Annotated in this window: 21 protein-coding genes and 1 pseudogene; 9 read left to right on the top strand and 13 right to left on the bottom strand. The window is 59.5% G+C overall.

Annotated elements, in window-relative coordinates:
* Positions 1-9: 9 nt before the first annotated feature.
* Positions 10-576 (bottom strand): RBBP9/YdeN family alpha/beta hydrolase, encoded by a 567-nt coding sequence (locus AC07XF_RS24335; protein ID WP_495028508.1) that lies wholly within the window; start codon positions 574-576, stop codon positions 10-12.
* A gap of 355 nt (positions 577-931) precedes the next feature.
* Here AC07XF_RS24335 and AC07XF_RS24330 point away from each other — a divergent pair, with 355 nt between their 5' ends.
* The 3 genes from AC07XF_RS24330 to AC07XF_RS24320 all read left to right on the top strand — a co-directional run bounded on the left by AC07XF_RS24330 (position 932) and on the right by AC07XF_RS24320 (position 4,500).
* On the top strand, positions 932-1,969 hold the full coding sequence (locus AC07XF_RS24330) for an AraC family transcriptional regulator (RefSeq protein ID WP_495028507.1): 1,038 nt from the start codon (positions 932-934) through the stop codon (positions 1,967-1,969).
* A 264-nt stretch (positions 1,970-2,233) separates the two neighbouring features.
* Positions 2,234-3,847, top strand: coding sequence for a phospholipase effector Tle1 domain-containing protein (locus tag AC07XF_RS24325; RefSeq protein WP_495028506.1), 1,614 nt, complete (start codon positions 2,234-2,236; stop codon positions 3,845-3,847).
* Positions 3,844-4,500 (top strand): DUF2931 family protein, encoded by a 657-nt coding sequence (locus AC07XF_RS24320; protein ID WP_495028505.1) that lies wholly within the window; start codon positions 3,844-3,846, stop codon positions 4,498-4,500. Before AC07XF_RS24325 ends, AC07XF_RS24320 begins: the two co-directional genes overlap by 4 nt.
* 316 nt (positions 4,501-4,816) lie before the next feature.
* Here the strand turns inward: AC07XF_RS24320 and AC07XF_RS24315 are convergent, their stop codons facing one another.
* From AC07XF_RS24315 to AC07XF_RS24285, 7 genes are all read right to left on the bottom strand, one after another.
* Positions 4,817-5,827 carry a YeiH family protein gene (locus AC07XF_RS24315; protein WP_007982570.1) on the bottom strand — a complete coding sequence of 337 codons (1,011 nt, stop codon included), beginning with the start codon at positions 5,825-5,827 and terminating at the stop codon, positions 4,817-4,819.
* Positions 5,824-6,150: a Rieske (2Fe-2S) protein gene (locus AC07XF_RS24310; protein ID WP_085714643.1), complete on the bottom strand. Its 327-nt coding sequence runs from the start codon at positions 6,148-6,150 to the stop codon at positions 5,824-5,826. The genes AC07XF_RS24315 and AC07XF_RS24310 overlap by 4 nt, the downstream gene beginning before the upstream one ends.
* Entirely contained in the window at positions 6,147-6,809 is a 663-nt protein-coding gene (locus AC07XF_RS24305) for a DsbA family protein (RefSeq protein WP_495028504.1), read from the bottom strand. The genes AC07XF_RS24310 and AC07XF_RS24305 overlap by 4 nt, the downstream gene beginning before the upstream one ends.
* Positions 6,806-8,137, bottom strand: coding sequence for an MFS transporter (locus AC07XF_RS24300; protein WP_495028503.1), 1,332 nt, complete (start codon positions 8,135-8,137; stop codon positions 6,806-6,808). The genes AC07XF_RS24305 and AC07XF_RS24300 overlap by 4 nt, the downstream gene beginning before the upstream one ends.
* 90 nt (positions 8,138-8,227) lie before the next feature.
* Positions 8,228-9,280, bottom strand: a complete 1,053-nt coding sequence (locus AC07XF_RS24295) for a beta-keto acid cleavage family enzyme (protein WP_495028502.1) — start codon at positions 9,278-9,280, stop codon at positions 8,228-8,230.
* A gap of 100 nt (positions 9,281-9,380) precedes the next feature.
* Positions 9,381-10,229, bottom strand: coding sequence for a TauD/TfdA dioxygenase family protein (locus AC07XF_RS24290; protein WP_495028501.1), 849 nt, complete (start codon positions 10,227-10,229; stop codon positions 9,381-9,383).
* A gap of 13 nt (positions 10,230-10,242) precedes the next feature.
* Complete coding sequence (locus tag AC07XF_RS24285) at positions 10,243-11,223, bottom strand: quinone oxidoreductase family protein (protein ID WP_495028500.1); 981 nt, start codon at positions 11,221-11,223, stop codon at positions 10,243-10,245.
* Positions 11,224-11,504: 281 nt separating this feature from the next.
* Between AC07XF_RS24285 and AC07XF_RS24280 the strand changes: the two genes are divergently transcribed.
* On the top strand, positions 11,505-13,427 hold the full coding sequence (locus AC07XF_RS24280; RefSeq protein ID WP_495028499.1) for an alkaline phosphatase D family protein: 1,923 nt from the start codon (positions 11,505-11,507) through the stop codon (positions 13,425-13,427).
* Between the two features lie 179 nt (positions 13,428-13,606).
* On the opposite strand, the gene srmL is transcribed toward AC07XF_RS24280, so the two are convergent.
* The gene (gene srmL / locus AC07XF_RS24275; RefSeq protein ID WP_495028498.1) at positions 13,607-14,755 is read right to left on the bottom strand and encodes a PheS-related mystery ligase SrmL; all 1,149 of its coding nucleotides are present in this window, start codon (positions 14,753-14,755) and stop codon (positions 13,607-13,609) included.
* A gap of 417 nt (positions 14,756-15,172) precedes the next feature.
* Between srmL and AC07XF_RS24270 the strand changes: the two genes are divergently transcribed.
* Both AC07XF_RS24270 and AC07XF_RS24265 read left to right on the top strand, forming a co-directional pair.
* Positions 15,173-16,150 carry a CgnE/CgnB domain-containing protein gene (locus tag AC07XF_RS24270; protein ID WP_495028497.1) on the top strand — a complete coding sequence of 326 codons (978 nt, stop codon included), beginning with the start codon at positions 15,173-15,175 and terminating at the stop codon, positions 16,148-16,150.
* 252 nt (positions 16,151-16,402) lie between these two features.
* The gene (locus AC07XF_RS24265) at positions 16,403-16,897 is read left to right on the top strand and encodes a P-loop NTPase family protein (RefSeq protein WP_495028496.1); all 495 of its coding nucleotides are present in this window, start codon (positions 16,403-16,405) and stop codon (positions 16,895-16,897) included.
* A gap of 223 nt (positions 16,898-17,120) precedes the next feature.
* Here AC07XF_RS24265 and AC07XF_RS24260 read toward each other — a convergent pair whose 3' ends face one another.
* Positions 17,121-18,311: an aspartate aminotransferase family protein gene (locus tag AC07XF_RS24260; RefSeq protein WP_495028495.1), complete on the bottom strand. Its 1,191-nt coding sequence runs from the start codon at positions 18,309-18,311 to the stop codon at positions 17,121-17,123.
* 102 nt (positions 18,312-18,413) lie between these two features.
* Between AC07XF_RS24260 and AC07XF_RS24255 the strand changes: the two genes are divergently transcribed.
* Complete coding sequence (locus AC07XF_RS24255; protein WP_495028494.1) at positions 18,414-19,319, top strand: LysR family transcriptional regulator; 906 nt, start codon at positions 18,414-18,416, stop codon at positions 19,317-19,319.
* Between the two features lie 34 nt (positions 19,320-19,353).
* Here AC07XF_RS24255 and msrA read toward each other — a convergent pair whose 3' ends face one another.
* The 3 genes and pseudogenes from msrA to msrB all read right to left on the bottom strand — a co-directional run bounded on the left by msrA (position 19,354) and on the right by msrB (position 22,427).
* Positions 19,354-20,061, bottom strand: coding sequence for a peptide-methionine (S)-S-oxide reductase MsrA (msrA, locus tag AC07XF_RS24250; protein WP_495028493.1), 708 nt, complete (start codon positions 20,059-20,061; stop codon positions 19,354-19,356).
* Positions 20,062-20,092: 31 nt separating this feature from the next.
* Positions 20,093-21,875, bottom strand: a pseudogene (locus tag AC07XF_RS24245) (cytochrome c biogenesis protein DipZ).
* A 33-nt stretch (positions 21,876-21,908) separates the two neighbouring features.
* Positions 21,909-22,427 carry a peptide-methionine (R)-S-oxide reductase MsrB gene (msrB, locus tag AC07XF_RS24240; RefSeq protein WP_495028492.1) on the bottom strand — a complete coding sequence of 173 codons (519 nt, stop codon included), beginning with the start codon at positions 22,425-22,427 and terminating at the stop codon, positions 21,909-21,911.
* Positions 22,428-22,727: 300 nt separating this feature from the next.
* Here msrB and AC07XF_RS24235 point away from each other — a divergent pair, with 300 nt between their 5' ends.
* Positions 22,728-23,447 (top strand): response regulator transcription factor, encoded by a 720-nt coding sequence (locus tag AC07XF_RS24235; RefSeq protein ID WP_085714630.1) that lies wholly within the window; start codon positions 22,728-22,730, stop codon positions 23,445-23,447.
* On the top strand, positions 23,444-24,964 hold the full coding sequence (locus tag AC07XF_RS24230) for a sensor histidine kinase (protein ID WP_495028491.1): 1,521 nt from the start codon (positions 23,444-23,446) through the stop codon (positions 24,962-24,964). The genes AC07XF_RS24235 and AC07XF_RS24230 overlap by 4 nt, the downstream gene beginning before the upstream one ends.
* Positions 24,965-25,040: the final 76 nt, after the last annotated feature.

Genomic DNA, 25,040 nt, shown 5'->3' with positions numbered 1-25,040 from the left:
CTCCTTGTACTAGCGGTCCAGCTCCAGGATGAGTGCTTCGGCTTGCTGCCAGTGGCCAAATCCTGCGGCCGGATTGAGGTGGCCGACATCGCCCAGATTGAGCAATTCGGCGCCCCAGCCTTCTGCCATGCGGGTGACCGCAGGAAGACTGGCAAGGTGATCGTTGGTGCTGCCGGCCACGATGCTGCGGAACGGCAGCGGGCCTTGTGGCAGAGGATTCCAGCCCTGGCTACGCAGGGTTTCAGAAGAAGGATAGTTGGACGGCCAGACCGCATCGAGGTCCGGTGGCGCGGCCAGCAAAGCGCCCTTGATCGGACGACTGTAATGCGCCGCCCAATGCGCGACCATCAGCACGCCGGCACTGTGGGCCACCAGAATCACTGGCCCGTCAATTTGCTCGAGTTCGTGCTGGATTGCCCGGACACGGGCCATGCAGTCGAGTTTGTCGGTTTCCAGTGGCGGGACGCTGCGCACTTTGCTCAGCCTGGCTTGCAGCAACGTTTGCCAATGTTCAGCCACGTGCTCGCGCAGACCCGGGACGATCAGAACGGTGGCGGCAGTTTGCAATTTGTCCACGTCAACACCTTTGCTTTCTCGATAACTCGACTGGCTGTTTGCGCCAGGGGCTTTTTGTAGTGTCGACATTAAAGAGCGCCCACCCGAAGCGCTTTACATTGGACGTCAGGCACTTTTCTTTTGATGACAAATTGTCGGACAGCAGGACACTGCGACCGCTGGTCGTAAAACCCCGCAGGTTGGCGCAGGGTCACTGTAATCAACGGATGAGCGCTGATGTCTGTGCGCAGCGCAGAGGATTGTTGACCTGAGCGCAGGGAAATCATCAACGACATGACAACTGTTCAACTGTTGATACGCTGGATATAGTCGCCACGCTCACGCCAACCGCCATCGGCCCAGGGAAGAACCTCGCATGCCCAAGCTTGTTCGCGCCGCCGTCTTGACCAACTACCTGGAGGTCACCCAGTACCTGGGTTTTAACCCGCGCGACGTGCTGGCCGCTGTCGGCCTGAGCAGGGCCCAACTGCAAGCCCCTGAACACCGCATCCACATCGATGCCGCCGTACGGTTGCTGGAAGACTCCGCCGCCGCCAGCGGTTGCCAGACCTTCGGCCTGAGCATGGCCGAGTCGCGCCAGCTCTCGGACTTCGGCGTGGTCAGCCTGCTGCTCAGCCACCAGCGCACCCTGCGCGATGCCTTGCAGGTCGTGGTGGATTACCGGCACCTGATGAATGATTCGCTGGCCATCTTCATTGAAGAGGCCGGCAAGATGGTGATCATTCGCGAAGAGGTGGTCACCGAAACGCCAATGCCCAGTCGCCAGGCCACCGAGCTGGCTATCGGTGTGATGTTCCGGCTGTGCTCGGCCCTGCTCGGCTCACACTGGCACCCCTACAGCGTCAACTTCATGCACCAGCCACCGGACAACCTGCACCTGCATCGCCGGCTGTTCGGCTGCAACCTGGAGTTCGGCAGCGAATTCAACGGCATCGTCTGCCCGGACGTAAGCCTCGACATGACCAACCCCAACGCCGACCCGGCCATGGCCCGCTACGCCCAGAGCTACCTCGACTCGCTGCAGAGCCACGAAGGGAACTCGATGCTGTTCGAGGTGCGCAAAGCCATCTACCTGCTGTTGCCCATGGGGCGCGCCACCATCGAACAGGTCGCCCAGAGCCAGGGCATGAACGTGCGCACCCTGCAACGCCGCCTCAAGGACGATGGCTGCGCCTTCAACGACGTGATCAACGACGTGCGCCGCGACCTGGTGCTGCGTTATCTGGACAACCCGAACTACTCGCTCAGCCGCATTGCCGACATGCTCGGCTACTCGATGGCCAGTTCGTTTACCCGCTGGTTCATCAACCAGTTCGGCATGCCACCGGCTTCATGGCGCAGCACGCAGAAACAAGGTGGAGCAAAACCCCACTCTGACGCCAAAGAATCCTGAACGCCTCGAACCCTGGATTAAAGGGTAACTACGCAGGCAGTCCAGGTCACCACGGGGCCGTGCTCTACACGCCCCATCGCCCCGCTCTCGTTGCTTGAAGGCTTTTCTGACAGCCCCAGACCTCAATCTTCCCAGACCGATCCCACAAGCAAATAGGCTGCAACTGGCAGCGTCCTCCCGTCCTCGACACGCACGCTTACCCCTAAAAATCGATCACCTGATTTGGCGCCCAGGGAGGGGCATTTCGCTGAAAGGAATGCACTCATGGAACAAGATCTTGAGGGGTACCACTGCGCCGTCTGCCGCGACCAGGCCAAGGCACGCGCCCGACAGCCCAAGCACTGGGATGCGGCAGAGGAGCAACGCAAATACGCCGAAATGCTGGCCCGACAACGGGCGCGCGAAGAGCAGGCCAACCAGGCGTGGGAAGAAAAAAAGGCCCGGGAAGAAGCGGCGCGCGTAAAGGTCACCCTGCGCATCGGCGTGTTTTTCGACGGCACCGGCAACAACCCGTTCAATGTCGAGATGGGGCGCAAATGCGGAGCTCATCATCCGGTGTCGGAGGACGATCTGGATGGCAGTTGCAAGCCGTATATGCGGGACCCTGAGAGCAGTTATGGGGGGGAAGTGACGAATGTTAAGCGGTTGCATGAGTTGTACTCGAAAACAACTGACACGGGGAAAGTCATCCAGCAAAAACGGGCGTTCGATAAAGTCTACGTCGAAGGGATTGGCACGACCGCAGGCGAACCAGACAGTCTGCTGGGCGCCGCGTTTGGTCGTGGTGAGACCGGTATCGAGGCCCGAGTGTACCTCGCGTTCAGTCTGATCAAGCGTCAGCTACGCAGCTTTCACGATGACTTTCCGGACATACAGATCCAGTCCCTGATCTTCGACGTTTTCGGCTTCAGCCGTGGGGCAGCCGCCGCCCGCCACTTCGCCTACTTGTGCATGACCGGCATCAACAGCCCGCTCGAAGATACGTTGTACCTGCCGGACCGCCTGTTCGCCCGCGGCTTCAGCAAGGTGTTCGGTGAAGGGGTCAAGACCGGGTTCATCGGTCTGTTCGACACCGTCGCTTCCGTGGGTGGCCTGAGTAACCTGGGGTATGTGCGCAGCCCTGCAGCTCCCGGGGTCAAGTTGCATTTGGCGCCGCGTTTCTTCCCCAACGTTCTGCAACTGGTGGCCCGGGACGAACACCGCGCCAACTTCGCCCTCAATCGCGTCGGCCCGGACCATCCGGAAATCAGCCTGCCAGGGGCTCACTCGGACATCGGCGGGGGCTACCGCGACGACGTCGAAGAGTGCGTGCTACTCAGTCCCCTGCAAGCCCTGGACGTGGGCGAATTCACCGAGGTCAAAACCACCTCGATCTACCGCGAGGCCGAGCAGGAACGGGAAAAATGGCACGCCAAGGGTTGGCCACTGGAAATGCTGGAACTGGTGACTCCAGATCCCGTCAAGCTACTGCCTGCCCCCAGAGAGCAGGCAGCGCCGAAACAGAAGCGGGTGTTTGTCGGCTTGCAGCTACGGCGCAAGGTCAGTGCCGGGTTGTCGCGGGTGTATTTGCGGGTGATGTGTGAGGCGGCCAAAAAACACGGTTGTGAGTTTTTGCCTTACCCAAACGAACCCGACACCCAGGTGCCCGATAACCTGCAAAGTCTTTGTGCCCGATTCGTCGCAGGCGACTACCACCTGACCGCCGCCGAAGAGCAACTGCTGAAGCTCCGTTACATCCACCAGTCGGCGCACTGGAACCCGACCTTTCTCTCCGGACCTCGTACTACCCGATTCGAGCTGGCCTATGCCCATGTCCCCACGGCGGATGCCGTACGGGTGCACCACCCCCATGCACCAGAATGGAGGCTGTCACCATGAAAGTCCTGTTTGCGTTACTGGCAATGCTCTTGATTAGCGCCTGCCAAGCCGTCGATCCGCTGTCGGCCAAAAATGACTTCAAAACACGATGGTGGTACATCGGCTTTACCGAGCCTGCTCACATGTCGGTTTGGGTCGAAACCTCAGCTGTCGAGGACATAAAGGGGCGAATCATTCACGATGTCGCTGCGGGTTCTGCGGGCAGCAGCGATCTCGAAAATGGCACCGAAAATGCTCGGGGTTGGGTGGGCACTGGTGGTGAGGGCATGCCGGTGTTGGGCGCCGATCTGCCAAAACGCCTCTTTGTACGCTGGCAATCGATTGTCGAACGCAAGACCTACGCCGGCTGGATCGATATCTCCGAGTCGACCCGCGACATCATGCGCAACTCGACCGCGCGACGTTGTCATAAAACACCAGAATATTCCGCCAACCCCGCAGCATCACTCAACTTGGGGTTGGCACCTGGAGGAATAATCCAGGTGTGGACGCGCGACGATTGTTTCCACGCCCACAAAGTCGACCGCGGGCAAGTCGATATCGAGCCACTGGGTCCGTATCTTGGAAAAAACGAGGGCCGGTACGCGTGGAAGATCAAAGACTCCTCCCAACGCTACATCGAACGCTTCGGCATTCCCTATGGCAGCTGGTAATAAGGGACTTTCTACCCCCGAATCAACCCAATAAAAAACGGCGACTGCTGGTACAGTCGCCGCGAAAGACCGGTGTTTGTGACACCGGCCGGGCGCCGCACTGCGCCAGGAGTAGACGCAGTTCGGCACTCTGTAGCAGCTGCCGAGCCTGCGAGGCTGCGTTCGGCTGCGTTCGGCTGCGAAGCAGTCGTAAAACCATGCAACGCGGTGTGTCAATCAACCCGCGTATACCGGATTTGCGAGGACTTCGCCCTCGAACGCAGGCTTCGCCAGCTGCTACAAAAGAGGCTTCGCAAACAGTCTTTCTTGACAGGGCCTAGAGGCCCCAGTGCAGCAACAACAACACCAGCACGACCAGGAACACCGTCTCCCCCACCATCAGCAGAATCGGCTTGATCCCGACTGCTGCCAGCTCCCTGAGCCGGGTCTTCATGCCCAAGGCGCTGATGGAGATCACCAGGCACCAGCGCGACAGTTCGTTGACCGATCCTTGCACGGCAGGCGCCACCCATCCGGTGCTGTTGATGCAGGCCAGAATCAGAAAACCGACGGCGAACCACGGCAACAATGGTGGGCGTTTGCCCGTCGGGTCGGCACCCTGCATGCGGGTGATCATTGCGGCGGTGACGATCACCGGCAGCAGCATGGCAACGCGCATCAGCTTGACCACCGTGGCCGTGTCGCCCGTCTCGGTCGACATGCTGTAGCCGGCGCCGACCACCTGGGCCACGTCGTGGATCGTGGCGCCGAGGAACACGCCCGCCACCTGCGGCGACAGCTGCAGCCAGTTGGCGATCATCGGGTAGACGATCATCGCCATCGTGGACAGTGCCGAAACACCAATCACAGTGAACAAGGTCGCGCGTTCTTTCTGCGGATGGTTCGGCAATGCCGCTGCCAGCGCCAATGCCGCCGAGGCTCCGCAGATCGCCGTCGCACCGCCGGTAAGCATGCCGAACAGACGCTGGAAGCCCAGAGCCTTGGCCGCGACCACCGAAACACTGATGGTCACCACCACCAGAATCACCACCAGCGCTATCGGCTTCCAGCCCAGCGCGGCCATTTGTTCCAGGGTGATGCGCATGCCCAGCAGCGCCACGCCGATGCGCAACACCGTGCGGGCGGTGAACTCGATACCGGCCTTGCACGGGCCGTCATCGGCCAGGAAGTTCAAGGCCATGCCCAACAGCAAGGCGAACAGCATGACCGGCGCACCGTAGTGCTCGGACAAGAACGACGCGGCGGCGGCCACGATCAGACTGACGATGAAACCCGGAGCCAGTTCGCGCGTGCGACTGTGGATACGGGTGAGAGCAATGACGCTCATGGCGCGGACTCCTCGGAAGCGATGACGATAAACGCCTGGTCGTCGATGATCTCGACCGGGTAGTTGGTGACTTTGACCTGGGTGGAATTGAGCATGTAGCCGCTGCGCAAATCGAAGCGCAGGCCATGGGCGCAGCATTGAATCACCCGCCCCTCAAGGCGCCCGCCACACAGCGAGGCGCCCTGATGCGGGCAGCTGTCATCGATGGCAAACAGCTGCCCGTCGACGTTGAACAACGCCAGGCTTTTGTCTTCGAATTCGAACAGCGCCCGGCCACCGGCCTGCGGGTGTTTGCCGGCAGGCACGGGAATGCGCCGGGTCATGCTGGCTGCCGCTCGCGATCACTTTCCTTAAGGGCTTCATTCATCGCCCCGAGCAGTGCCTGAGCAGGTTGCGCACCAATCACCGTCATGCGGCGGTCGAACTGAAAGCTCGGCACGCCACTGGTTGCGCCGGGGGATCCTTCAAATGGCGTGGCGTCGCCCTTCAGGCAATCGAGCACTCCGTTCGCATCGACGCCACAGGAGCGGGCAATGGCCAGCAAAGTCTCGCGGCAACCGAGGTTTTCGCGTCTGTGGAAATAAGCGGCGAACAGTCGTTCGAGCAACATTTCACGCTGACTGGCATTGCCCATTTCGCTGACACGCTCGAACAAGCGATGAGCGTCTGCGGTGTTGGGCATCGTCTCGATGCGGCTGAGGTCGATGGCCAGTCCAACCGCCCCGGCAGCCTGCTGTACCTGTGCCTGGCGCATGGTCATGGCGTCCGCATTACCCAGGCGTTTGCGATAGAACTCGGCGAAGGGTTCACCCTGTACCGGCAACTGAGGCAACAACTGCACGCCATGCCACACCGTGGTGATCTGCACATCCGGGTGGCGACTGCGAAACTGTACCTGCGCATGCTCCAGTTGGCGTTTGCCGATCAGGCACCAAGGGCAGATAAAATCGAAAAACACATCAATACGTAAACGACGACTCACAACTTCACCTCTAAACCCGCTTCACCGACAGGGTCAGGCACGCTCTGACCCTGAAGCCGGGCAATATCTTTGTGGTAATGACACTTGGCATAAAAGAACACCGCAGCCGCCGCGAGGCTGACCAGTGGCACCAGTTGAAACGCGGCATGCAGACCGATGAGGTCGGACACCCGGCCGGTGATGAACGGTCCCGGTGCCAGCCCCAGCATGTTGTTGGCCAAGGTCAGCGTGGCGAACGCCGTACCGTGCACCGAGTAATGGGTCAGGTTGGCAACCATCGCGCCGGCAGGCCCCGTGGTACCGGTGGCGATCAGCATGCCCAGGCAGATAAGCAGCAGTTGCAATGGCCCTGCCTGCAAGGCAAACGCCGCCGACAACAGCAGGCAACTGCCCAGGCAGAAGCCGATAGCCAGGCTGACCTTGCGCTCCGGCGAGTTGCGACACAGGCGATCGCTGAGCATGCCGCACAGGATCATGCCCGCACCGCTGCACAACACGATGATCGCCGCCATGCCACCGGCCTTGTCGGTGGGCATGTCGTAGTAGCGATTGAGGTAGCTGGGAATCCACACCATCACCGTGCCGCCGACGAACAACTGCAAGCCGCTGGCGATATAAGTCGACACCACCGAACGGCTGGACCACAGCGTGCGCAGCGGACGCTTGACCGCAGCAGCCGTTTTGTTCGCAATCTGCGCGGCACGCTGTGGCGCAATGCGCGCTTCCTTGACGATGAGCGGATAAAGCACCGCCAGAAACAGGCCAAACAACGACATGCCTGCGAACGACCAGCGCCAGCCCAGCTTGGCAGCGATGGCGCCGCCCAGGGCCATGCCCAACACCGAACCGAACATCCCGCCGGCCATGAATGCACTGGCCAGGGTGGCGCGCATGTGTTTGGGGAACACTGAGATCACCACTGCGATGCCCACGCTGCCGTAGGCGGCTTCGCCGACACCGACCATGAACCGCGCGATGAACATCTGCTGGTAGTCCTGCGCCAACGCGCAACCCAAGGTCGCCACGCTCCACAGGAACGCCATCAGCGCCAGGCTCTTGACCCGGCCAAAGCGGTCGGCCATCAACGACAGGGGAAACGTCAGCAGGCCGACCATCAGGGCAACGATGCCGCTGAGCAGACCCAGCTGTCCGTCACTCAACGCCCACTCAGTCTTGAGCAGGGGGAACACCGCGTTCAGTACCTGACGCGACATGTAATCGGAAATCAACAGGCCGAACGTCAGTGCAAAGACGATCCAGGCATATTGGCGCGCAACGCCGACGCAACCTGCGTCGTCATCGTCCGCGGCGATTGGGTGAAAGGCCATGCAGCCTCCTCAAAGCTTTTATTTATTGTTGTTATCAAGCGTGTTGCAGTAAGGCGAGCGAGCGGTCACGGCCGCTTGCTCGCCCGTCGGTCAGCCGCGTTGCGGCACGCCTTTTTGACCAGCCTTGCGGTTGGGGGCCATGCCGTTGGCCAACAGCGTTTCTTCGATGGTTTCGTACTGCACGCCGATGCGGTAGATCTCGCGGGCTTCTTTGCCGGTGGCGATTTCGCGGCCCAGTTCGTGGGCGATGCGCACGGTTTGCTGAATCTGTGCCACCGAGCCGAAACGATCGCCCTTGTGATCAATGATAGTGTCTTCATTGCCCACGCGCGGGTGCATGCCCATGGCCATCGCCATGGTGTTGAACGGCATGACGTTCTTGAGCAGCGATTCGGAGGTCAGGGTGCAACCGTCCGGCGCGCGGTGGATGAAGTTGAAGAAGTTGAACGGGTTCGGGCCGTCGAAGCCGCCGCCGATGCCGATCCAGGTCAGGTTCAGCGGGCCCTTGTAGATACCCCTGCGCACCAGGCGCTCGAGGGTTTCCATGGCGTGCATGCCGGTCAACTGGAAGTGCGGCTGAATGCCATTTTCCATCAGGCGTTTGAGGTGCTCGGCAACCCAAGCCGGGCCGGCCGGTACGGTCATTTCGCTGTAGGCGGCCTGGGTCAGCGGATTGGCCAGGGAAGTGCCTTCCAGGTATTCCGGATACAACAGCTCCATGATGTTCATCTGGGTGGTGTTGATTGCCACGGTGACCTGATCCGGCTTCGGCGTCAGCTCGGCCAGCATGTGGCGGGTATCGTCGGACAGCCACTTGGCCGCTTCACCATCGCTTTCCGGAGCGAAGGAAATAGAGCCCCCAACCTGGATGATCATGTCCGGCACGGCTTCACGCACACCGGCAATCAGCTCGTTGAACTTCGACAGGCGCTTGGAGCCCTTGCCGTCCAGTTCACGCACGTGCAAGTGCAGAACCGTGGCGCCAGCCTCATAGCAATCGACCGCTTTCTGGACTTGCTCGTCCATGGTCAGCGGGATGTCTTCCGGGAAGTCTTCCGGCATCCACTCCGGGCCGTACGGGGCCACGGTGATGACTACCTTTTCCATGTTTTCCGGGTGCAGCGAATCGTCGAAGAATTGCATGGTCTACTCCAGTTCTTATGCCAGTTCTTATGATTGTTCCGTCCACCCGGGGTCGTGCCGGGCAGACGTGTTTACGAGAGCGGATGCAGATGGCGTTCGATCAGAACGTCTTGTCGCCGATGATCCCGGCGCGTTCCATCTTGCGATGGCACGGCGGGTAATCCATGACGGCATAGTGCTGGGTACTGCGGTTGTCCCAGATGGCGATGCTGTTGGGCTTCCAGCGCCAGCGCACCTGATACTCGGGGATGTATGCCTGGCTGATCAGGTAGCGCAGCAACTCGCTGGCGCCGGGGTTGGCGTCCTGGCCGAAGCGCACCCGTTCAGGGGTGTGGTAGTTGCTGAAATGGGTGGTGAAGGCATTGACGAACAGCACCTTCTCGCCGGTTTCCGGGTGGGTGCGCACCACCGGATGTTCGGCATCCGGGTACATCGCCTTCAGCGCCAGACGCTTTTCGATCGGCATGGCGGCGCCGAAGCTCGCTTCGATGCTGTGGCGGGCGCGCAGGTCGGCGATTTTCGCTTTCACGTCCTCCGGCAAATTCGCGTAAGCCTCGACCATGTTGGCCCACATGGTGTCGCCGCCGACCGGCGGGCATTCGACGCAGCGCAATACGCAGCCCATTGGCGGCGCCTCGCGCCAGGTGGCATCGGTGTGCCAGGCGTTTTCATAGCGGTCCATCGGCTGGTCGGGATTCTTGTAGATCCGCACCAGCCCGGGATGATCCGGATCACTGCCGGCCACCGGATGATCTTCCAGCTCGCCGAAGCGCCGGGCGAAGGCCACGTGCTCGGCGCGGGTGATGTCCTGATCGCGCAGGAACACCACCCGATGCTTGAGCAACTGGGCACGAATCTCGGCAAACAGACCGTCGTCATGCACCGCGTCGGCAAGATTGACGCCGATCAGTTCGGCGCCGATGTTGCAGGTCAATTGTTCGACTTTCATGGCTGGCCGCTCCTTAAATAACGAAAATCGACGAGCCCGTGGTCTTGCGTGATTCAAGGTCGCGATGGGCCTGCACCGCATCCTGCAAGGCGTAGTGCTGGTTGATCTCGATCTTGATCCGGCCGCTGCCGACGTGGTCGAACAACTCGCCGGCCAGGGCGGCTTTTTCCGCCGGGTCGCTGATGTAGTTGGCCAAGGCCGGACGGGTCAGGAACAGCGAACCTTTCATCGCCAGCATCACCGGGTCGAACGCCGGGATCGGCCCGGACGCGGTACCCACGCAGACCATCAGGCCACGGGGTTTCAACGAGTCCAGCGACCCCATGAAGGTGTTCTTGCCAACGCTGTCGAACACCACGTTGACGCCGACACCGTCGGTCAGTTCGCGAACCCGCGCAGCAACGTCTTCATGGCTGTAATTGATCGTATGGTCGCAACCGTGAGCCCGGGCGATTTCCGCTTTTTGCTCGGTCGAAACCGTGCCGATCACGTTCAGGCCCAACAACTTGGCCCACTGCGAAACAATCAGGCCGACACCACCGGCAGCGGCATGCAGCAGGATGCTGTCGCCAGCCTTGAAGTCGTAGATGCGGCGCATTAGGTACGAAGACGTCAAACCGCGCATGGTCATGGCGGCGGCCGTCTCGAAGCTGATGGTTTCCGGCAGTTTGATCAGCGGTGCGGCCGGGATCAGGCGTTCGGTGCTGTAGGCGCCGAGGGTGTTGAGAAAACCGGTGTAGGTGACGCGATCACCGACCTCGACGTTGGTGACCCCTTCACCAACGGCCTGGACTACGCCAGAGGCCTCGACGCCCATGCCGTTGGGCAGGGGAATCGGATAGGTACCGTTACGGAAATAGGTGTCGGCATAGTTCAGTCCAACCGCCACATGACGGAGACGAACCTGGCCTGGACCGGGTTCGCCGACTTCGACGTCCTCGTAACGTAGAACTTCGGGACCACCGGTTTCATAAAAGCGTACGGCTTTGGCCATTTTTCTTATTCTCCAATCTGCAATATGGGCGTGTTGCATCGAATTGCGCTGATTGGACTGTAGGACGCGGCCTGTTGAGACGCTTCTCATCAGACGACAATGGCTTTTCATTTGGTGACAGGCGGGGGCGACCGGTGTTTGCGGGTTGCTGAATCCGGCCTTGGGGTTTTCGGCCTTTCACTCGAAACGCCGACACATGGCGCGGCAAACTCACTCTAGCCTGTCCCTTCGCCACCTGCGCTATCATCGCCCGCCTCGATCCCCAAGAGTCTTGAATCCGGATGTCCGAAACGCTGCCTCTGCCCGACGATCGCCAAGCCCTGCCGCCGGTCCTGGCTGGCCCGCTGTTGCGGCGCCTCGAGCCCACGCGGCTGGCGCTGTGGCTGGTGGGTTCCCGGGCGCTGGCGCTGACCTTGCGCTTGCAGGTCGTCGGCGATATCCGTCTCGATGCCGGGCAATGCACGGTGATTGCGGTGGGGGCTCATGCCTTTGTGCACTTGATCGATGTGCAACTGGACTGCGCCCTGCCCCGGGATGAGTCGATCGAATATGACCTGCTGATCGATGGCGCAGAAAAAGGCATTGCCGACTGGGCGCCACACCTGCTGTACGGCGATGCCCGTTGCCCGAACTTCGTCCTGCGCGCGCAGGTCGATCAATTGCTGCACGGCTCTTGCCGCAAACCTCATCACCCGGCAGCTGACGGCTTGCTTTGCGTCGATCGGTTGCTGGCGCAAAAACATGCCGCCAAGGACCGCCCGGCGCTGCTGATGATGACCGGCGATCAGGTCTACACCGACGACGTCGCGGGGCCGATGTTGCGGGCGATCCACGCCTTGATCGAGCGCCTGGGCCTGTTCGGGGAGCACCTCGACGGTGCCGTGGTCAGCGACAGCGCCAGGCTCTACGAGCATCCGGCCAGCTACTACCACCGTGCGGATCTGCTGCCGGCGCTGCAAAGCAATGAAACCCTGCGCGAGCGTTTTTTCGGTGGCGCGCGTAAACCGATTTTCACCAGCAGCAGTGCCGACAATCACCTGGTGACCTTCGCCGAAGTCATGGCCATGTATTTGCTGGTCTGGTCGCCAACGTCCTGGACCCTGATCGCGCCTCAAGTACCGACGCTGACGCCGCAAAGACTTGAACGCTACGCCCTTGAGCAGACACGTATCGATGCCTTCAAGTCCGGCCTTGGCAACGTCGCGCGAGCAATGGCGCATCTACCGACATTGATGATTTTCGACGATCACGACATCACCGATGACTGGAACCTTTCCGCGCAGTGGGAGGAAACGGCCTACGGCCATCCATTCTCCCGGCGCATCATCGGCAACGCGCTGCTGGCGTACATGTTGTGCCAGGGCTGGGGCAATCATCCGGAGGCGTTCGGTGCCCTGCTGGAAAAGGCCGGTGCATTGAGCACCAGCGCCCACGACCGCTATCTCGACGGCGCTGTTCAGGATGAGTTGATCGATGAGCTGCTGAAGTTTCAGCACTGGCATTACGTGCTGCCGACCACACCGGCCATCGTGGTGATCGACACCCGCACCCGGCGCTGGCGCAGCGAGATGAACCTCAAGCAACCTTCCGGTTTGCTCGACTGGGAAGCCCTCAGCGAACTGCAACAGGAACTGCTGGACCACCCGAGCGCGATCATCGTTTCACCGGCGCCGATCTTCGGCGTCAAACTGATTGAAACCGTGCAGCGGGTATTCAGCTGGTGCGGTTATCCACTGCTGGTGGACGCGGAAAACTGGATGGCCCATCGCGGCGCGGCACAGGTGATCCTGAACATTTTCCGGCACTCGCGCACGCCGGGTAACTACGTGGTGCTGTCAGGCGATGTGCACTATTCCTTCGTCTACGAAGTGCTGATCCGCCACCGCAAGGCCGGGCCGCGCATCTGGCAGATCACCAGCAGCGGCATCAAGAATGAATTCCCGGCCACCCTGCTCGAATGGTTCGACCGCCTCAACCGCTGGCTGTACTCGCCACGCTCGCCGCTGAACTGGCTGACCAAACGTCGACGCATGCGCATCGTGCCGCATGTCCCGGAACACGCCGAAGCCGGTGAGCGGCTATGGAACTCGGCGGGAATCGGGCAGGTGTTCTTTAATGAAAAAGGTCAGCCGCAGGACATTTTTCAACACAACTCCAATGGCTCGCCGAAGACTCGGATGGTGGCGCCGGAAGGCGATGATTGAGATAGAGAAAACACCACCAAAAAACTGTGTGCGAGCCTGCTCGCGAATGCTGTCTGTCAGTCTCTACAATTGTGACTGTCATACCGCCTTCGCGAGCAGGCTCGAACACACTGGATTTCTGGCGTACGCACTTCTTGTGCTATTTCCAGATACTGTGGGCCTGCTCGCGAAGAGGCCAGTTAAATATTGGGGAAATCCATCCTGTAACCCGCCCCCGGCGCACCTTCATGGAGTGCCACCTGAATTTTCGAATACAAGGCATTCGCTTCAGCTGTGGTGATTGATCGCGAACAATCACGCAGTACAACCCGTAGTAGCACATTCTCCTGCCCCGGCAGCAATCCGAGGCGTTCGATGGCCTGCGAAGGCAGTTCTGTGAACTCCCAGCGCCCTTTGATTTGCATTTCCTCAATCCAATCTGAACAATCACCAGCTGCCTGCAACATCCTTTCAGTCAACACTTCCTCGCTTAGCCCCGGCGTTACCGCTAACGAAATATCACGAGTAATCGAAGGCAACCGAGAGACGGCACTCCACGGATTCAGATCATGCATCTGTGCCTGTACTCGTTCGTTCTGATCACGCAGCAAACGAATATCGGGGATGCCTTTTCGCAGCATTGTCAAGCGATCCAACCCCATTCCCAGCGCCAGTCCTCCATGGCGCAAAGGATCGATCTTCAGTCGCTCCAACAAAGATTTGGCAATTCGACCGCACTCCAGAACCTCTACCGGGACGCCGTCATTCAACAGATTTACTTCGATCCCGCCCTCAGTGTAGTGATGCGGACTATCACTGTAGATCCAAGGCATATCAGGCACGGCAGATTCGAGGATATCGCCGACCAGGCAAAGCAAATGCTCATGCGTCGACAAATCAGGATCGCCGAGCACCCAGATATCCATCTGATGCGGTTCCGCACAATGCCAACGATCCCGGCTGTCGCGACGAAAAGTGATGCCAGGTGCAGCCAATAATATTGACTGCCCCGGTTGTCGTAGCTGGGCCGCTCGCTGAAGCGCAGATGGAATTTGGCTAGTGGTTTGCGTCCGTAACAGAGACCACTCGTCAACCCATCGAGTGTGTGCACTACCAAGCGTAATCTCAGATGGGTCATAACCAAGCAATCCGTAGTTCTCTTCAGCAGAGACAATTCTCGGGCCCGTCTGCACTTGCGCTTGTGGCCAGCCTTTATCCGCTAATCCCTGAAGAACCTCCTTCAGTAATAATCGAATGGCGTGATCGGGTGCGGCGGGATCTGTTAGATCAGCCAGTAGCAAGGCTTGGTGTACGGACGTATCCGTCAGATATTTCTTTGATTCCTGCACTAAACAGCCCCCTATTAACGGTTGAATGTAGAGTTCCTCTTAAAAAGAAGCCTCATAGACCAACTTAACGATTTCAGATCGTCCATCACAACCAAATTCGGCGAAATACTATTTTTTCGGAAGAGGACTACAGACACTACTTACACAAATAACCAAGAGTATCTTACAGGACAACTAACGAGCATCATTAATTCTAAAAAACCTCAAATCATCTATTTAACACATCAAAAAAATCTGTATTAATTATTTCGCCCCCTCAAAACCACCAGGGTGCACAAAACCAACAAAATGAAAAAGGATGATCAAATGAAAAAGAAAAGCGTCATTAAAGAAAAGCTTACTCGCATAACTTCCGGCCCGGAAAACTTTGGCTGGGCGCCGTTAGCTTGGGCTCATACTGAAGAGTAAATGGTAAAAATGGGCGTCAAGATCACCCTTGCCGCCCATCGAAAAATCAAGGAGGCACCAATGTTATCCAAAACAATAATATCAACACTTTTTTGTCAAGAAGAGCCTTCTATAATTGCAGACTCTGAAGAATTTCTCCAAGAGTGCTCGAAACTAGGATTCAAGACCATCAACATCTCTGACATCGACAGACTCCCAAAAAGTAGCATCATTTTTTCATTCACTAATGACGCAGCGAAAAAGACATTTGATATTGCAAAAAACACCAAACACAAAAAAAGCATCTTTTGTGCAACACAAGTATTCGAACCTACTTTAGAAGCAGCACTGTATAGCTTAAACCTATTACTAATAAGCGACTTTGAACAAGCATTAAGTACACAAAGACGCATACTGAACATGCTAAACTCACACAATTCATTTTTTTTGAGCGGAAATGATGCTGACGCGCAAATAACGACAGCCCCTCACGCCCAACCTTACGCTTTAATTACAGAGGACATAGAAAACAACTTCATTCAGTCCGTAGCGGAGTTTTTTGAAGTTCATTATGCTCACATGAACCCACAAGAACCATGCCCATTTTCATTTCGTGGAACTTTAAAAATATCCGGAATACTTACAGTTCTTAGACGACCCAACCCAACACTACCAGAAGGCTTAAAAATCTCTTTAAAATGGTTGAGCGATCGCATATCTGAAGAAGGTGCACTATTAGCCATTGAAGACAATACAATCACCTCACTAAAAATAAATGGCAATGAACACATAAAATTATTGGATCTTGCAGCAGGGCCGAGAGGCCTTAAGCTGACCGAATTTGCTATTGGAGTAAACGACACAATCGCAAATAGCATTGACTACAAAATCAACTCTCAATTAAATGAAGGGATTAATGGAGTTCATATAGCAATTGGGGACGGTTCCTCTGGCTATCACATAGACTTCCTGAGCCCAGCAGTGAACGTAAGCCCAACTCACAACTGAGCCAACCTAATCGCCCTCACTACAACCTCCCACATCACAGCAATGTCTAAAAACTGACACTATAAACGGGCTTACAGAAATGATGAGCAGTGACGCACGGCAAGTTACCGATGGACCTCAAGGCGCACAGGCCGGCGGATTCTGGTGTACCTATAGGCTTGCCCGCGATAAGACCTGCACATCCAACATCAATGCTCACCGAAGCACCGCTTTCGCGAGCTTGCTCGCTCCCACAATTGATCGGAGTCGCTCATGGACCTCACCCGAACCCTGATCATCGGCAACTCCGGCTCCGGCAAGAGCTGGCTGGCGCAGCGGCTGGCCGAACGCTTGCAACTGCCCTGGACCGATCTCGACCAGATTCACTGGTTGTCCGACGAAAACAGCATCGCTCGCCCCCGAAATGAAGCGCTGGGAATGGCGCGGATCGCGGCCGATGAGGAGCGCTGGGTGATCGAAGGGGGTTACGGCTGGATCGTCAGTGAAATCCTCCACCGGGCTACGGCACTGATCTGGCTGTGTGTTGATGACGATGATTGCATCGCCAACATACGCCATCGGGAAGCCAATGATGATGAACGATTGATCGCATTGCTGGACTGGGCCGAAAGCTATCGAAAGCGTGATGACCCCAGTGGTTTTGCGGCCCATCGGCACCTGTTCGAAGGGTTTACCGGTTCAAAGATTCAGTTGATGGATCGAACTGAAATCACGGATTTTTTCAGTGCAATGCAAAGTACCGGTTAACCACAGTGTCTGATCCTTTCAAATCGGATCTGGACTACACCACTTGCGGAAACGTCTTTTGAAACGCCGACGGATACTGAACACCTATCCAAATGCGGAGAAGACAATGCGATTTATCCGATGCTTTCTGAGTCGTTGCAGAATAAAAAAGAACACGCCGGTTGGCCTCGACGTGTCTGATGAAACTGCTTACCTACTACGGTCCAAAGCCAACGCTGAACGATTACTCCGGTCGATCGAGAACTTGCGAAATCGCCAGACTCACCCCTTCGACTATCATCTCAACCTCCCGCTCATCAATCGTCAGCGGCGGCAGCAGGCGAATGGTTTTCCCCCGCGTGACGTTGATCAGCAAACCGTGATCCCGGGCGGCGATCAGGCTCAGGTCGCGGATCGGTTGTTTGAGTTCGATGCCGATCATCAGCCCCTGACCACGGATCGCCATTACGTTCGGGTTGCCCGCCAACTCTGTGCGCAATCTTCCGAGCAGGCGCTCCCCCTGAAGCCGGGCGTTTTCCAGCAGCCCTTGTTCTTCAACGATATCCAGCACGGTGCAACCGACCCGGCAGGCCAACGGATTACCGCCGAAGGTGCTGCCGTGGCTGCCCGGCGTGAACAGTTCGGCCGCCTTGCCACGGGCCAGGCAAGCGCCGATGGGCACGCCGTTGCCCAGGCCTTTGGCCAGGGTCATGACGTCCGGGACGATGCCTTCGTGCTGGAACGCAAACCATCGGCCGGTGCGGCCGATACCGGTCTGGATTTCGTCGAGCATCATCAGCCATGAGCGCCGGTTACACAGTTCGCGCACGGCCTTGAGATAGCCCGGTGGCGCCAGTTGCACGCCGCTTTCGCCCTGGATCGGCTCCATCAGCACCGCCACGATCCGCGAGCCATGGGCTTGTTGCACCTTGTCCAGTGCGTCGAGGTCGCCGAACGGCACTTTGACGAAATCCCCCGGCAGCTTGTTGAACCCCAGGCGCACCGCCGGGCCATCGCTGGCCGACAACGTGCCGAGGGTGCGGCCATGGAACGCGTTCTCCATGACCACCACCAGCGGCTGCTCGATGCCTTTGTGCCAGCCATGCAGCCGGGCGATTTTCAGTGCGGTTTCGTTGGCTTCGGCCCCTGAGTTGTTGAAAAACGCCCGATCCATACCCGCCAGGTGAGTCAGTTTCTGCGCCAGCCGTTGCTGCCAGTCGATGCTGTAGAGATTCGACGTGTGCAGCAGCAACCCGGCCTGCTCAGTAATGGCGGCAACGATTTTCGGGTGGGAGTGGCCGACGTTGGTCACCGCCACACCAGCGACCGCATCCAGGTATTCGCGACCGGCCTGATCCCACAGGCGAGTGCCCAGGCCTTTGTTGAAACTCAGGGCCAAGGGTTGGTAAGTGCTCATCAGGCAGGCGGCGGTCATGACATCAAGCTCCAGCAAGGGTCGGTGTTTTTGCAGTATGGTTAGCAACCTGAGCTGGATAAACGCTGAAAATCTTCAATCATTTTAAAGTCGAGCTTGATAATGGATTTGTTCCAGGCAATGACCGTTTACGTGAAAGTGGTGGAGGCCGGCAGCATGACCGCCGCCGCTTTGCAGTGTGAAATGTCCACGACCATGGTCGGCAACCACCTCAAGGCCCTGGAGCAACGGCTGGGTGTGCGTCTGCTCAACCGCACGACGCGGCGCCAGCGGCTGACCGAGTTCGGCGTCGCGTATTACCAGCGTTGCCTGGAAGTGCTGGGGCTGGTGGCCGATTCCGAGCGACTGGCCGAACAGGCGCTCGACGAACCGAGCGGCAACCTGCGCATCACCGCACCCTTGACCTTCGGTACCGAACGCCTGGCACCGGCACTGAGTGAGTTCAGCCGGCAAAACCCGCGGGTGAAACTCGACGTGGTACTGACCAACCGGCGCCCGGATCTGCTGGAAAACGGTCTGGATGTGGCGTTTCGCCTCGGCGCGCTGGAGCCCTCCAACCTGATCGCCCGCCCGCTGATCGACTACACCCTGACCATGTGCGCGTCACCGGACTATCTGGCCCGTCGCGGCACACCGCAAACGCCTGAAGACCTGCGACACCATGACTGCCTGTCCTTTGCCTATCCGGCCGGGGATGACTGGCAATCGGTGCAAAAGGAATGGCGCTTGGCCGGTCCCGAGGGCGAAGTCAGCGTGGGGGTCAGCGGGCCGATGCTGATCAACAGTTCGGCCGGTTTGCATCAAGCGGCGCGAACCGGCATGGGCATCGTGATGATGCCCGACGCCCTGGTCGAGCAGGACCTCAAGGACGGAAAGCTGTTGGCCTTGATGCCCGATTACTGCCCGCCCAGCCGGCCGATGCACCTGGTCTATGCCCAGGATCGCCACCGTTTGCCGAAACTGCGGCGTTTCGTCGAATTTGCCGTACAGATGTGGGGCAAGCACTAGTCGGCCGAACAGGCATGCAGTCGCTGATCGCCATTTACATCCCCGCCTTCACCAGCACCGGCTGCTCCTGATAACGATTCGGGTACAACTGCTTGAGCTGCGCCACCTTCGGCAAGTCATTGATCACGATGTACGGATAGTTCGGATGTTCGGTCAGGAAATCCTGATGTTCCTCTTCCGCCGGATAGAAACCGTTGAAGGTTTCAAGCCGGGTCACGATCGGTTTATCGAACGAATGCGCGGCGTCGAGCTGGGCGATGTAAGCCTGCGCAACCCGCTGCTGCTCAGTGCTTTTGGTGAAGATCGCCGAGCGATACTGGGTGCCGCTGTCCGGCCCCTGACGGTTGAGTTCGGTCGGGTTGTGCGCCACCGAAAAGTAGATTTGCAGCAAGGTGCCATAACTGACCTGAGCGGGGTCGAAGGTGACTTCGACCGATTCCGCATGGCCGGTATTGCCGTCGCTGACGCGCTCGTAATGCGCGGTATTGGCTGCCCCGCCCGCGTAGCCGGAGACTGCATTCTTCACGCCTTTGACATGCTGGAACACACCTTGAACGCCCCAGAAGCAACCACCGGCGAACACCGCGGTTTCGCTGCTGGCCTGGGTGGTTTCGTCGAGGGCCGGCGGTGGAATGATCACCGCCTCTTCGGCACCACCGAACGAGAAGGCCGAGCATTGGCTGATGATGCCGGCAGCCGCCAGCCCCAGCAGGGTACGGCGCCAGGTAAAGAGGGTTTTCATGGGGGCGAACTCCTGAAGCGTTGAAAGGTTATCAGCCGAAAGTGAAGGCGTAAGCCGACGCACCCGGATCAAGAAACTCGATGCTGAAGGTCCGGTCGCTCACACCGTCGTTCTGCCGCACCAGTTGGTACAAGCGCTGCTCGGTTACGGTGCCGCTGCCATCGGGGGCCACGTCCATGCCATGGGCATCGCCGGGAGCCTGGCCGTCGATCAGCACCTTGAAGCGCACCGGCTTGCCATCGGCGCCAGGGCCGAGCACCAAATGCAAATCACGGGCGTGGAAGCGATAGACGATGCGGCTGGCCGGTGCGCTGGCGGTGGCCCGCTCCGGGCCGACATGCCACTGCCCGCCCAGGCTCCAGTCGTTGAGGGCCAGTTGCGCCGGCGGGTTGTAGGCCGCGACCTTGTCCGGCACCAACGCGGTTTCCGGCACGAAATGCTCCGCGCGCTGGTAGCCGACATAAGTTTCCGGCGACTGCACGACGTTGTTGTCCGGGGCCATTTGCACGCCATCGGCCTTGGCATCGATCAGCCCGTCCGCAACTTTTGCGGCGCCGGCCTCACGCAGCAATTGCTGGATGACTCGCTCCGATTCGGCGTACTCGCCTTCGCCGAAGTGGTGATAACGAATGCGTCCCTGGGCATCGGCAAAGTAATGTGCCGGCCAGTACTCGTTGTTGAAGGCGCGCCAGATCTTGAACTCGTTGTCGATGGCCACCGGGTAATTGATGCCCAGGTCTTTCATGGCTTTGGTGACGTTGTTGACGTCGCGCTCGAAGGCAAACTCGGGCGCATGCACGCCGATCACCACCAACCCCTGATCGCGATACTTCTCGGCCCAGGCTTTGACATAGGGCAACGAACGCAGGCAGTTGATGCAGGAGTACGTCCAGAAATCCACCAGCACGACCTTTCCTTTCAACGCCTGGGCATCGAGGGGTGGCGAGTTGAGCCATTGCACGGCGCCATCCAGAGGCGGCAGGTTGCCTTCGACCGGCAAGGTGCCAGGGGTTTTGTCAGCCACTTGCACTGCGCCCTCGGAGGCCGCGTTCTGCGCGATCATCGCCCCGCTGTTACGCGGCAATTTGCCGGACAGTTTCTCCACCAACGCTTGCTCGATTCCACCGGTAGAAGCCGTGGAAAACCGGGCCAGAACCCCCGTATCCAACCCCAGGGCAATCGCCACTACACCGGCCAGCATTGCGCCGCCCAGGCCGCGACGAACCCATTCGCCGGCGCCAATCGAGCGCTTCATCGCCGTGAAAACCTTGCCACCCAACAGCAATGCCAGCGCAAGGGAGGTAGCCGCCCCGGCCGCATAGGCCAACAGCAGCAACGTGGTCTGGATGCTTGCGCCTTGCAGCGCCGCACCGGTCAACAGCAAGCCCAGGATCGGCCCGGCACAGGGCGCCCACAAGAGTCCCGTGGCAACGCCGATCAGAAACGAAGCGCCAGGACGCGGCCGCGAATCGGCGCCCGCTGCCTCGGACAAACGACTACCCGCCGCCACTAGAGGTCGGGTCAGGCGCTCGGCCAGTTGTGGTAGTAACAGCGTCAGACCGAACAGCGCCACAAACACCAGTGCCAGCCAGCGCCCGTACTGATTGAGCTGCACCACCCAGCCACCGCCCACCGCCCACCGCCGCCAGCGTGGCAACCAGCGCGAAGGTCAGTGCCATTCCTGCCAGCAGCGGCAATCCGCTTTTGACGAACGGTTGCCCGGTGCGCGCGAAGACAAACGGCAACACCGGCAGAATGCACGGGCTGACAATCGTCAGCACACCACCGAGATAAGCGAGGACCAGAAGCCACATGGCGATTACCTGCAAAAAGTGAGTGGAAAGGAATCACACCGTCTTCGGCACGAATTTCATCGCCAGGCCGTTCATGCAGTAGCGCAGCCCCGTGGGTTTCGGGCCGTCGTCGAAGACATGACCCAGATGCCCGCCACAGCGCCGGCAGTGAACCTCTTCACGCACCATGCCGAATGCACGGTCCTGACGGGTCGCCACGGCCTTGTCCAGCGGCGCCCAGAAACTCGGCCAGCCGGTGCGGCTGTCGAACTTGGTTGCCGAAGAAAACAGTGGCAGATCGCAACCAGCACAGGCGAATGTGCCGTCACGGTGCTCGTTGTTCAGCGGGCTGCTGTAGGCCCGTTCGGTGCCCTCTTCGCGAAGGATGTCGTATTGCTCGTCGCTCAGGATCCTGTGCCATTCGCTGTCGCTGTGGGTCACTTCGAATACCTCCGCTGCGCTGGCCTCGCTGATCAATGCAGTGCCTGTGGAAAACTTTGGCAACAGGCCGATTGCCAGGGCTGCCACCCCCAGCCCGCCACTCGCTAGAAGAAATTGCCGTCGTGAAAACATGCTCGTCTCCAAAAAATCCAGGGGTGTTTCATGGAACACAGCCTAGGCTTTGGGTGATCGCCAAATCCTCACGGGAAGTTAAACAATTCGTGATAACTCGGGCGCTGAAAAACCCGCACAATGCATAACGCCAACCTTGAACACTGCTATTCCTGTGGGAGCGGGCTTGCTCGCGAAGGCGGAGTGTCAGTCAATGGTGATATTGGCTGACCTGACGCTTTCGCGAGCAAGCCCGCTCCCACAGTTTTTTTGAACATAAGCCGAATGGCATGCGCCCATTGCACCGAAGGATTGACTTGGATGGAACAGACCAAACGAGTCCTCGTGGTCGAGGACGACCTGCACATCGCCGACCTTATCTGCCTGCATCTGCGCGACGAGCAGTTCGAGGTGGTGCACAGCGCCGATGGCGATGAAGGCATGCGCCTGCTGCAGCAAGGCAACTGGGATGCGCTGATCCTCGACCTGATGCTGCCCGGTGTCGACGGCCTGGAAATCTGCCGCCGCGCCCGGGCCATGGCGCGCTACACGCCGATCATCATCACCAGCGCGCGCTCCAGTGAAGTGCACCGGATTCTCGGCCTCGAACTGGGTGCAGACGACTATCTGGCCAAACCCTTTTCCATGCTCGAACTGGTGGCCCGGGTCAAAGCGCTGCTGCGCCGGGTCGATGCCATGGCGCGCAACCTGAAGATGGACGCCGGCAGCCTGCTCACCGACGGCCTGGCCATCGACCCGATTACCCGCGAAGTGTCCCTCGACGGGCGTCGCCTCGATCTCACGCCCCGGGAGTTCGATTTGCTGTATTTCTTCGCCCGCCAGCCCGGCAAGGTGTTTTCGCGCATGGACCTGCTCAACGCCGTGTGGGGCTACAGCCACGAAGGCTACGAGCACACGGTCAACACCCACATCAACCGCCTGCGCGCCAAGATCGAGGCCGACCCGGCGCAACCGGTGCGCATCCTCACGGTGTGGGGCCGCGGCTACAAATTCGCCACCGGTGAGGAGCCGCAGCCATGAGGCTGACCTTGACGCAACGCCTGTCCCTGGTGTTCGCCGTGCTGCTGCTGGTGTGCTGCGGCACGTCGGCGTGGTTGCAGGTGCGCTCCAACCAGATGCATGAGCAGGAAGTGGTGCAAGGGTTGTCCCGTGACCTGGCGCAGCACATCGCCCGTGACACAGTGCTGATGGACACCCAGGGCCTGATGCCCGATGCCGTGCGCGATCTGTTCAGCAAACTGATGCAGGTCAACCCCAGTGTCGAGGTGTACCTGCTCGATTCCGCAGGCAAGATTGTCGGCAGCGCCGCGCCCGAAGGCCGGATCCGTCGCGAACGGGTCGACCTGGTGCCGATCCAGCGCCTGCTGCGGGGCGATGCCCTGCCGATTCTCGGCGACGACCCGCGCAGCGTCGATGCCCGCAAGGTGTTCAGCGCTGCACCGTTGAAGGTTGATGGCAAACCGGCCGGTTACCTCTACGTGGTGTTGCTCGGTGAGGACCACGACCGCCTGGCCGAACGCGGCGCGACCAGCGCGGCGCTCAATACCGCGCTGCTGTCCATCGGGCTGGTAGCCCTGTTGTGCCTGATCGCTGGTCTCACCGCGTTTGCCCTGATCACCCGGCCGTTGCGCCGCTTGACCGAAACCGTCAGCCAGTTCGACATCGATGGCGTTCCAGTCATGCCAGCCCTGCCCGTCGCAGTGGAAAAAGCCGCCAGCCACGATGAAATCGCCGTGCTCGATGCGGCGTTCCGGCAGATGCAGGCACGCCTGGGCGAACAATGGCGTTCGTTGACCCGCCAGGATCAGGAGCGTCGCGAACTGGTGGCGAACATCTCCCACGACTTGCGCACGCCACTGGCCTCGTTGCACGGTTATCTGGAAACCCTGTCGCTCAAGGACGCCACACTGTCCCCTGCCGACCGTCGTCGCTACCTCGGCATCGCGCTGGACCAGAGCCGCAAGGTGGGCGGTCTGGCGCAGTCGCTGCTGGAACTGGTGCGGCTGGAGCACGGCTTCGTGCAACCGGTGCTGGAACGCTTTTCCCTGACCGACCTGGCCCAGGACATCTTCCAGAAATTCGAACTCACCGCCGAAGCGCGCCAAGTCGAACTGAAGGCCACGTTCGCGCCGAACGCCTCGGCGGCCTGTGCGGATCTCGGGTTGATCGAGCGGGTGCTGACAAACCTGTTCGACAATGCCCTGCGCCATACCCCGCCGGGTGGCGAGGTCGAACTGGGCCTGCGCCCGCAAGGGTCATACATCGAAGTCACGGTCAGTGATACCGGCCCCGGCATTGCCCCGGAACTGCGCGAAGGTTTGTTTCTGCGCCCGTTCAATATCGGCGGCGCACGGCGCGATGGCGGGCTGGGGCTGCGGATCGTGCATCGCATCCTGCAATTGCATGGGCGCGAAATTCAGTTGATCGATGTGCCCGGACGTGGCGCGACCTTTCGTTTTTCGTTGCCGATCGATGAGGAGACAGCATCGGCGTTGGCGGTGCGCTCGATGAACCTGAATACCCCGCGACAAGCGTGACAGACCGCGGTGCCTGCTTCGCGAGCAAGCCCGCTCCCACATTTGGAATGCATTCCCCTGTGGGAGCGGGCTTGCC

It is taken from the genome of Pseudomonas sp. GW821-FHT01C01, assembly GCF_059422645.1.
Note: the sequence above shows the minus strand (reverse complement) of the source record. Positions and strands in the feature narration are given on the sequence as shown.

Bases quoted from the DNA above. Each gene is read 5' to 3' on its own strand.
- AC07XF_RS24330 (WP_495028507.1), top strand. From the start codon at position 932: ATGCCCAAGCTTGTTCGCGCCGCCGTCTTGACCAACTACCTGGAGGTC.
- AC07XF_RS24325 (WP_495028506.1), top strand. From the start codon at position 2,234: ATGGAACAAGATCTTGAGGGGTACCACTGCGCCGTCTGCCGCGACCAG.
- AC07XF_RS24320 (WP_495028505.1), top strand. From the start codon at position 3,844: ATGAAAGTCCTGTTTGCGTTACTGGCAATGCTCTTGATTAGCGCCTGC.
- AC07XF_RS24315 (WP_007982570.1), bottom strand. From the start codon at position 5,827: ATGAGCGTCATTGCTCTCACCCGTATCCACAGTCGCACGCGCGAACTG.
- AC07XF_RS24310 (WP_085714643.1), bottom strand. From the start codon at position 6,150: ATGACCCGGCGCATTCCCGTGCCTGCCGGCAAACACCCGCAGGCCGGT.
- AC07XF_RS24300 (WP_495028503.1), bottom strand. From the start codon at position 8,137: ATGGCCTTTCACCCAATCGCCGCGGACGATGACGACGCAGGTTGCGTC.
- AC07XF_RS24295 (WP_495028502.1), bottom strand. From the start codon at position 9,280: ATGCAATTCTTCGACGATTCGCTGCACCCGGAAAACATGGAAAAGGTA.
- AC07XF_RS24290 (WP_495028501.1), bottom strand. From the start codon at position 10,229: ATGAAAGTCGAACAATTGACCTGCAACATCGGCGCCGAACTGATCGGC.
- AC07XF_RS24285 (WP_495028500.1), bottom strand. From the start codon at position 11,223: ATGGCCAAAGCCGTACGCTTTTATGAAACCGGTGGTCCCGAAGTTCTA.
- AC07XF_RS24280 (WP_495028499.1), top strand. From the start codon at position 11,505: ATGTCCGAAACGCTGCCTCTGCCCGACGATCGCCAAGCCCTGCCGCCG.
- AC07XF_RS24270 (WP_495028497.1), top strand. From the start codon at position 15,173: ATGGGCGTCAAGATCACCCTTGCCGCCCATCGAAAAATCAAGGAGGCA.
- AC07XF_RS24265 (WP_495028496.1), top strand. From the start codon at position 16,403: ATGGACCTCACCCGAACCCTGATCATCGGCAACTCCGGCTCCGGCAAG.
- AC07XF_RS24260 (WP_495028495.1), bottom strand. From the start codon at position 18,311: ATGACCGCCGCCTGCCTGATGAGCACTTACCAACCCTTGGCCCTGAGT.
- AC07XF_RS24255 (WP_495028494.1), top strand. From the start codon at position 18,414: ATGGATTTGTTCCAGGCAATGACCGTTTACGTGAAAGTGGTGGAGGCC.
- msrA (WP_495028493.1), bottom strand. From the start codon at position 20,061: ATGAAAACCCTCTTTACCTGGCGCCGTACCCTGCTGGGGCTGGCGGCT.
- msrB (WP_495028492.1), bottom strand. From the start codon at position 22,427: ATGTTTTCACGACGGCAATTTCTTCTAGCGAGTGGCGGGCTGGGGGTG.
- AC07XF_RS24235 (WP_085714630.1), top strand. From the start codon at position 22,728: ATGGAACAGACCAAACGAGTCCTCGTGGTCGAGGACGACCTGCACATC.
- AC07XF_RS24230 (WP_495028491.1), top strand. From the start codon at position 23,444: ATGAGGCTGACCTTGACGCAACGCCTGTCCCTGGTGTTCGCCGTGCTG.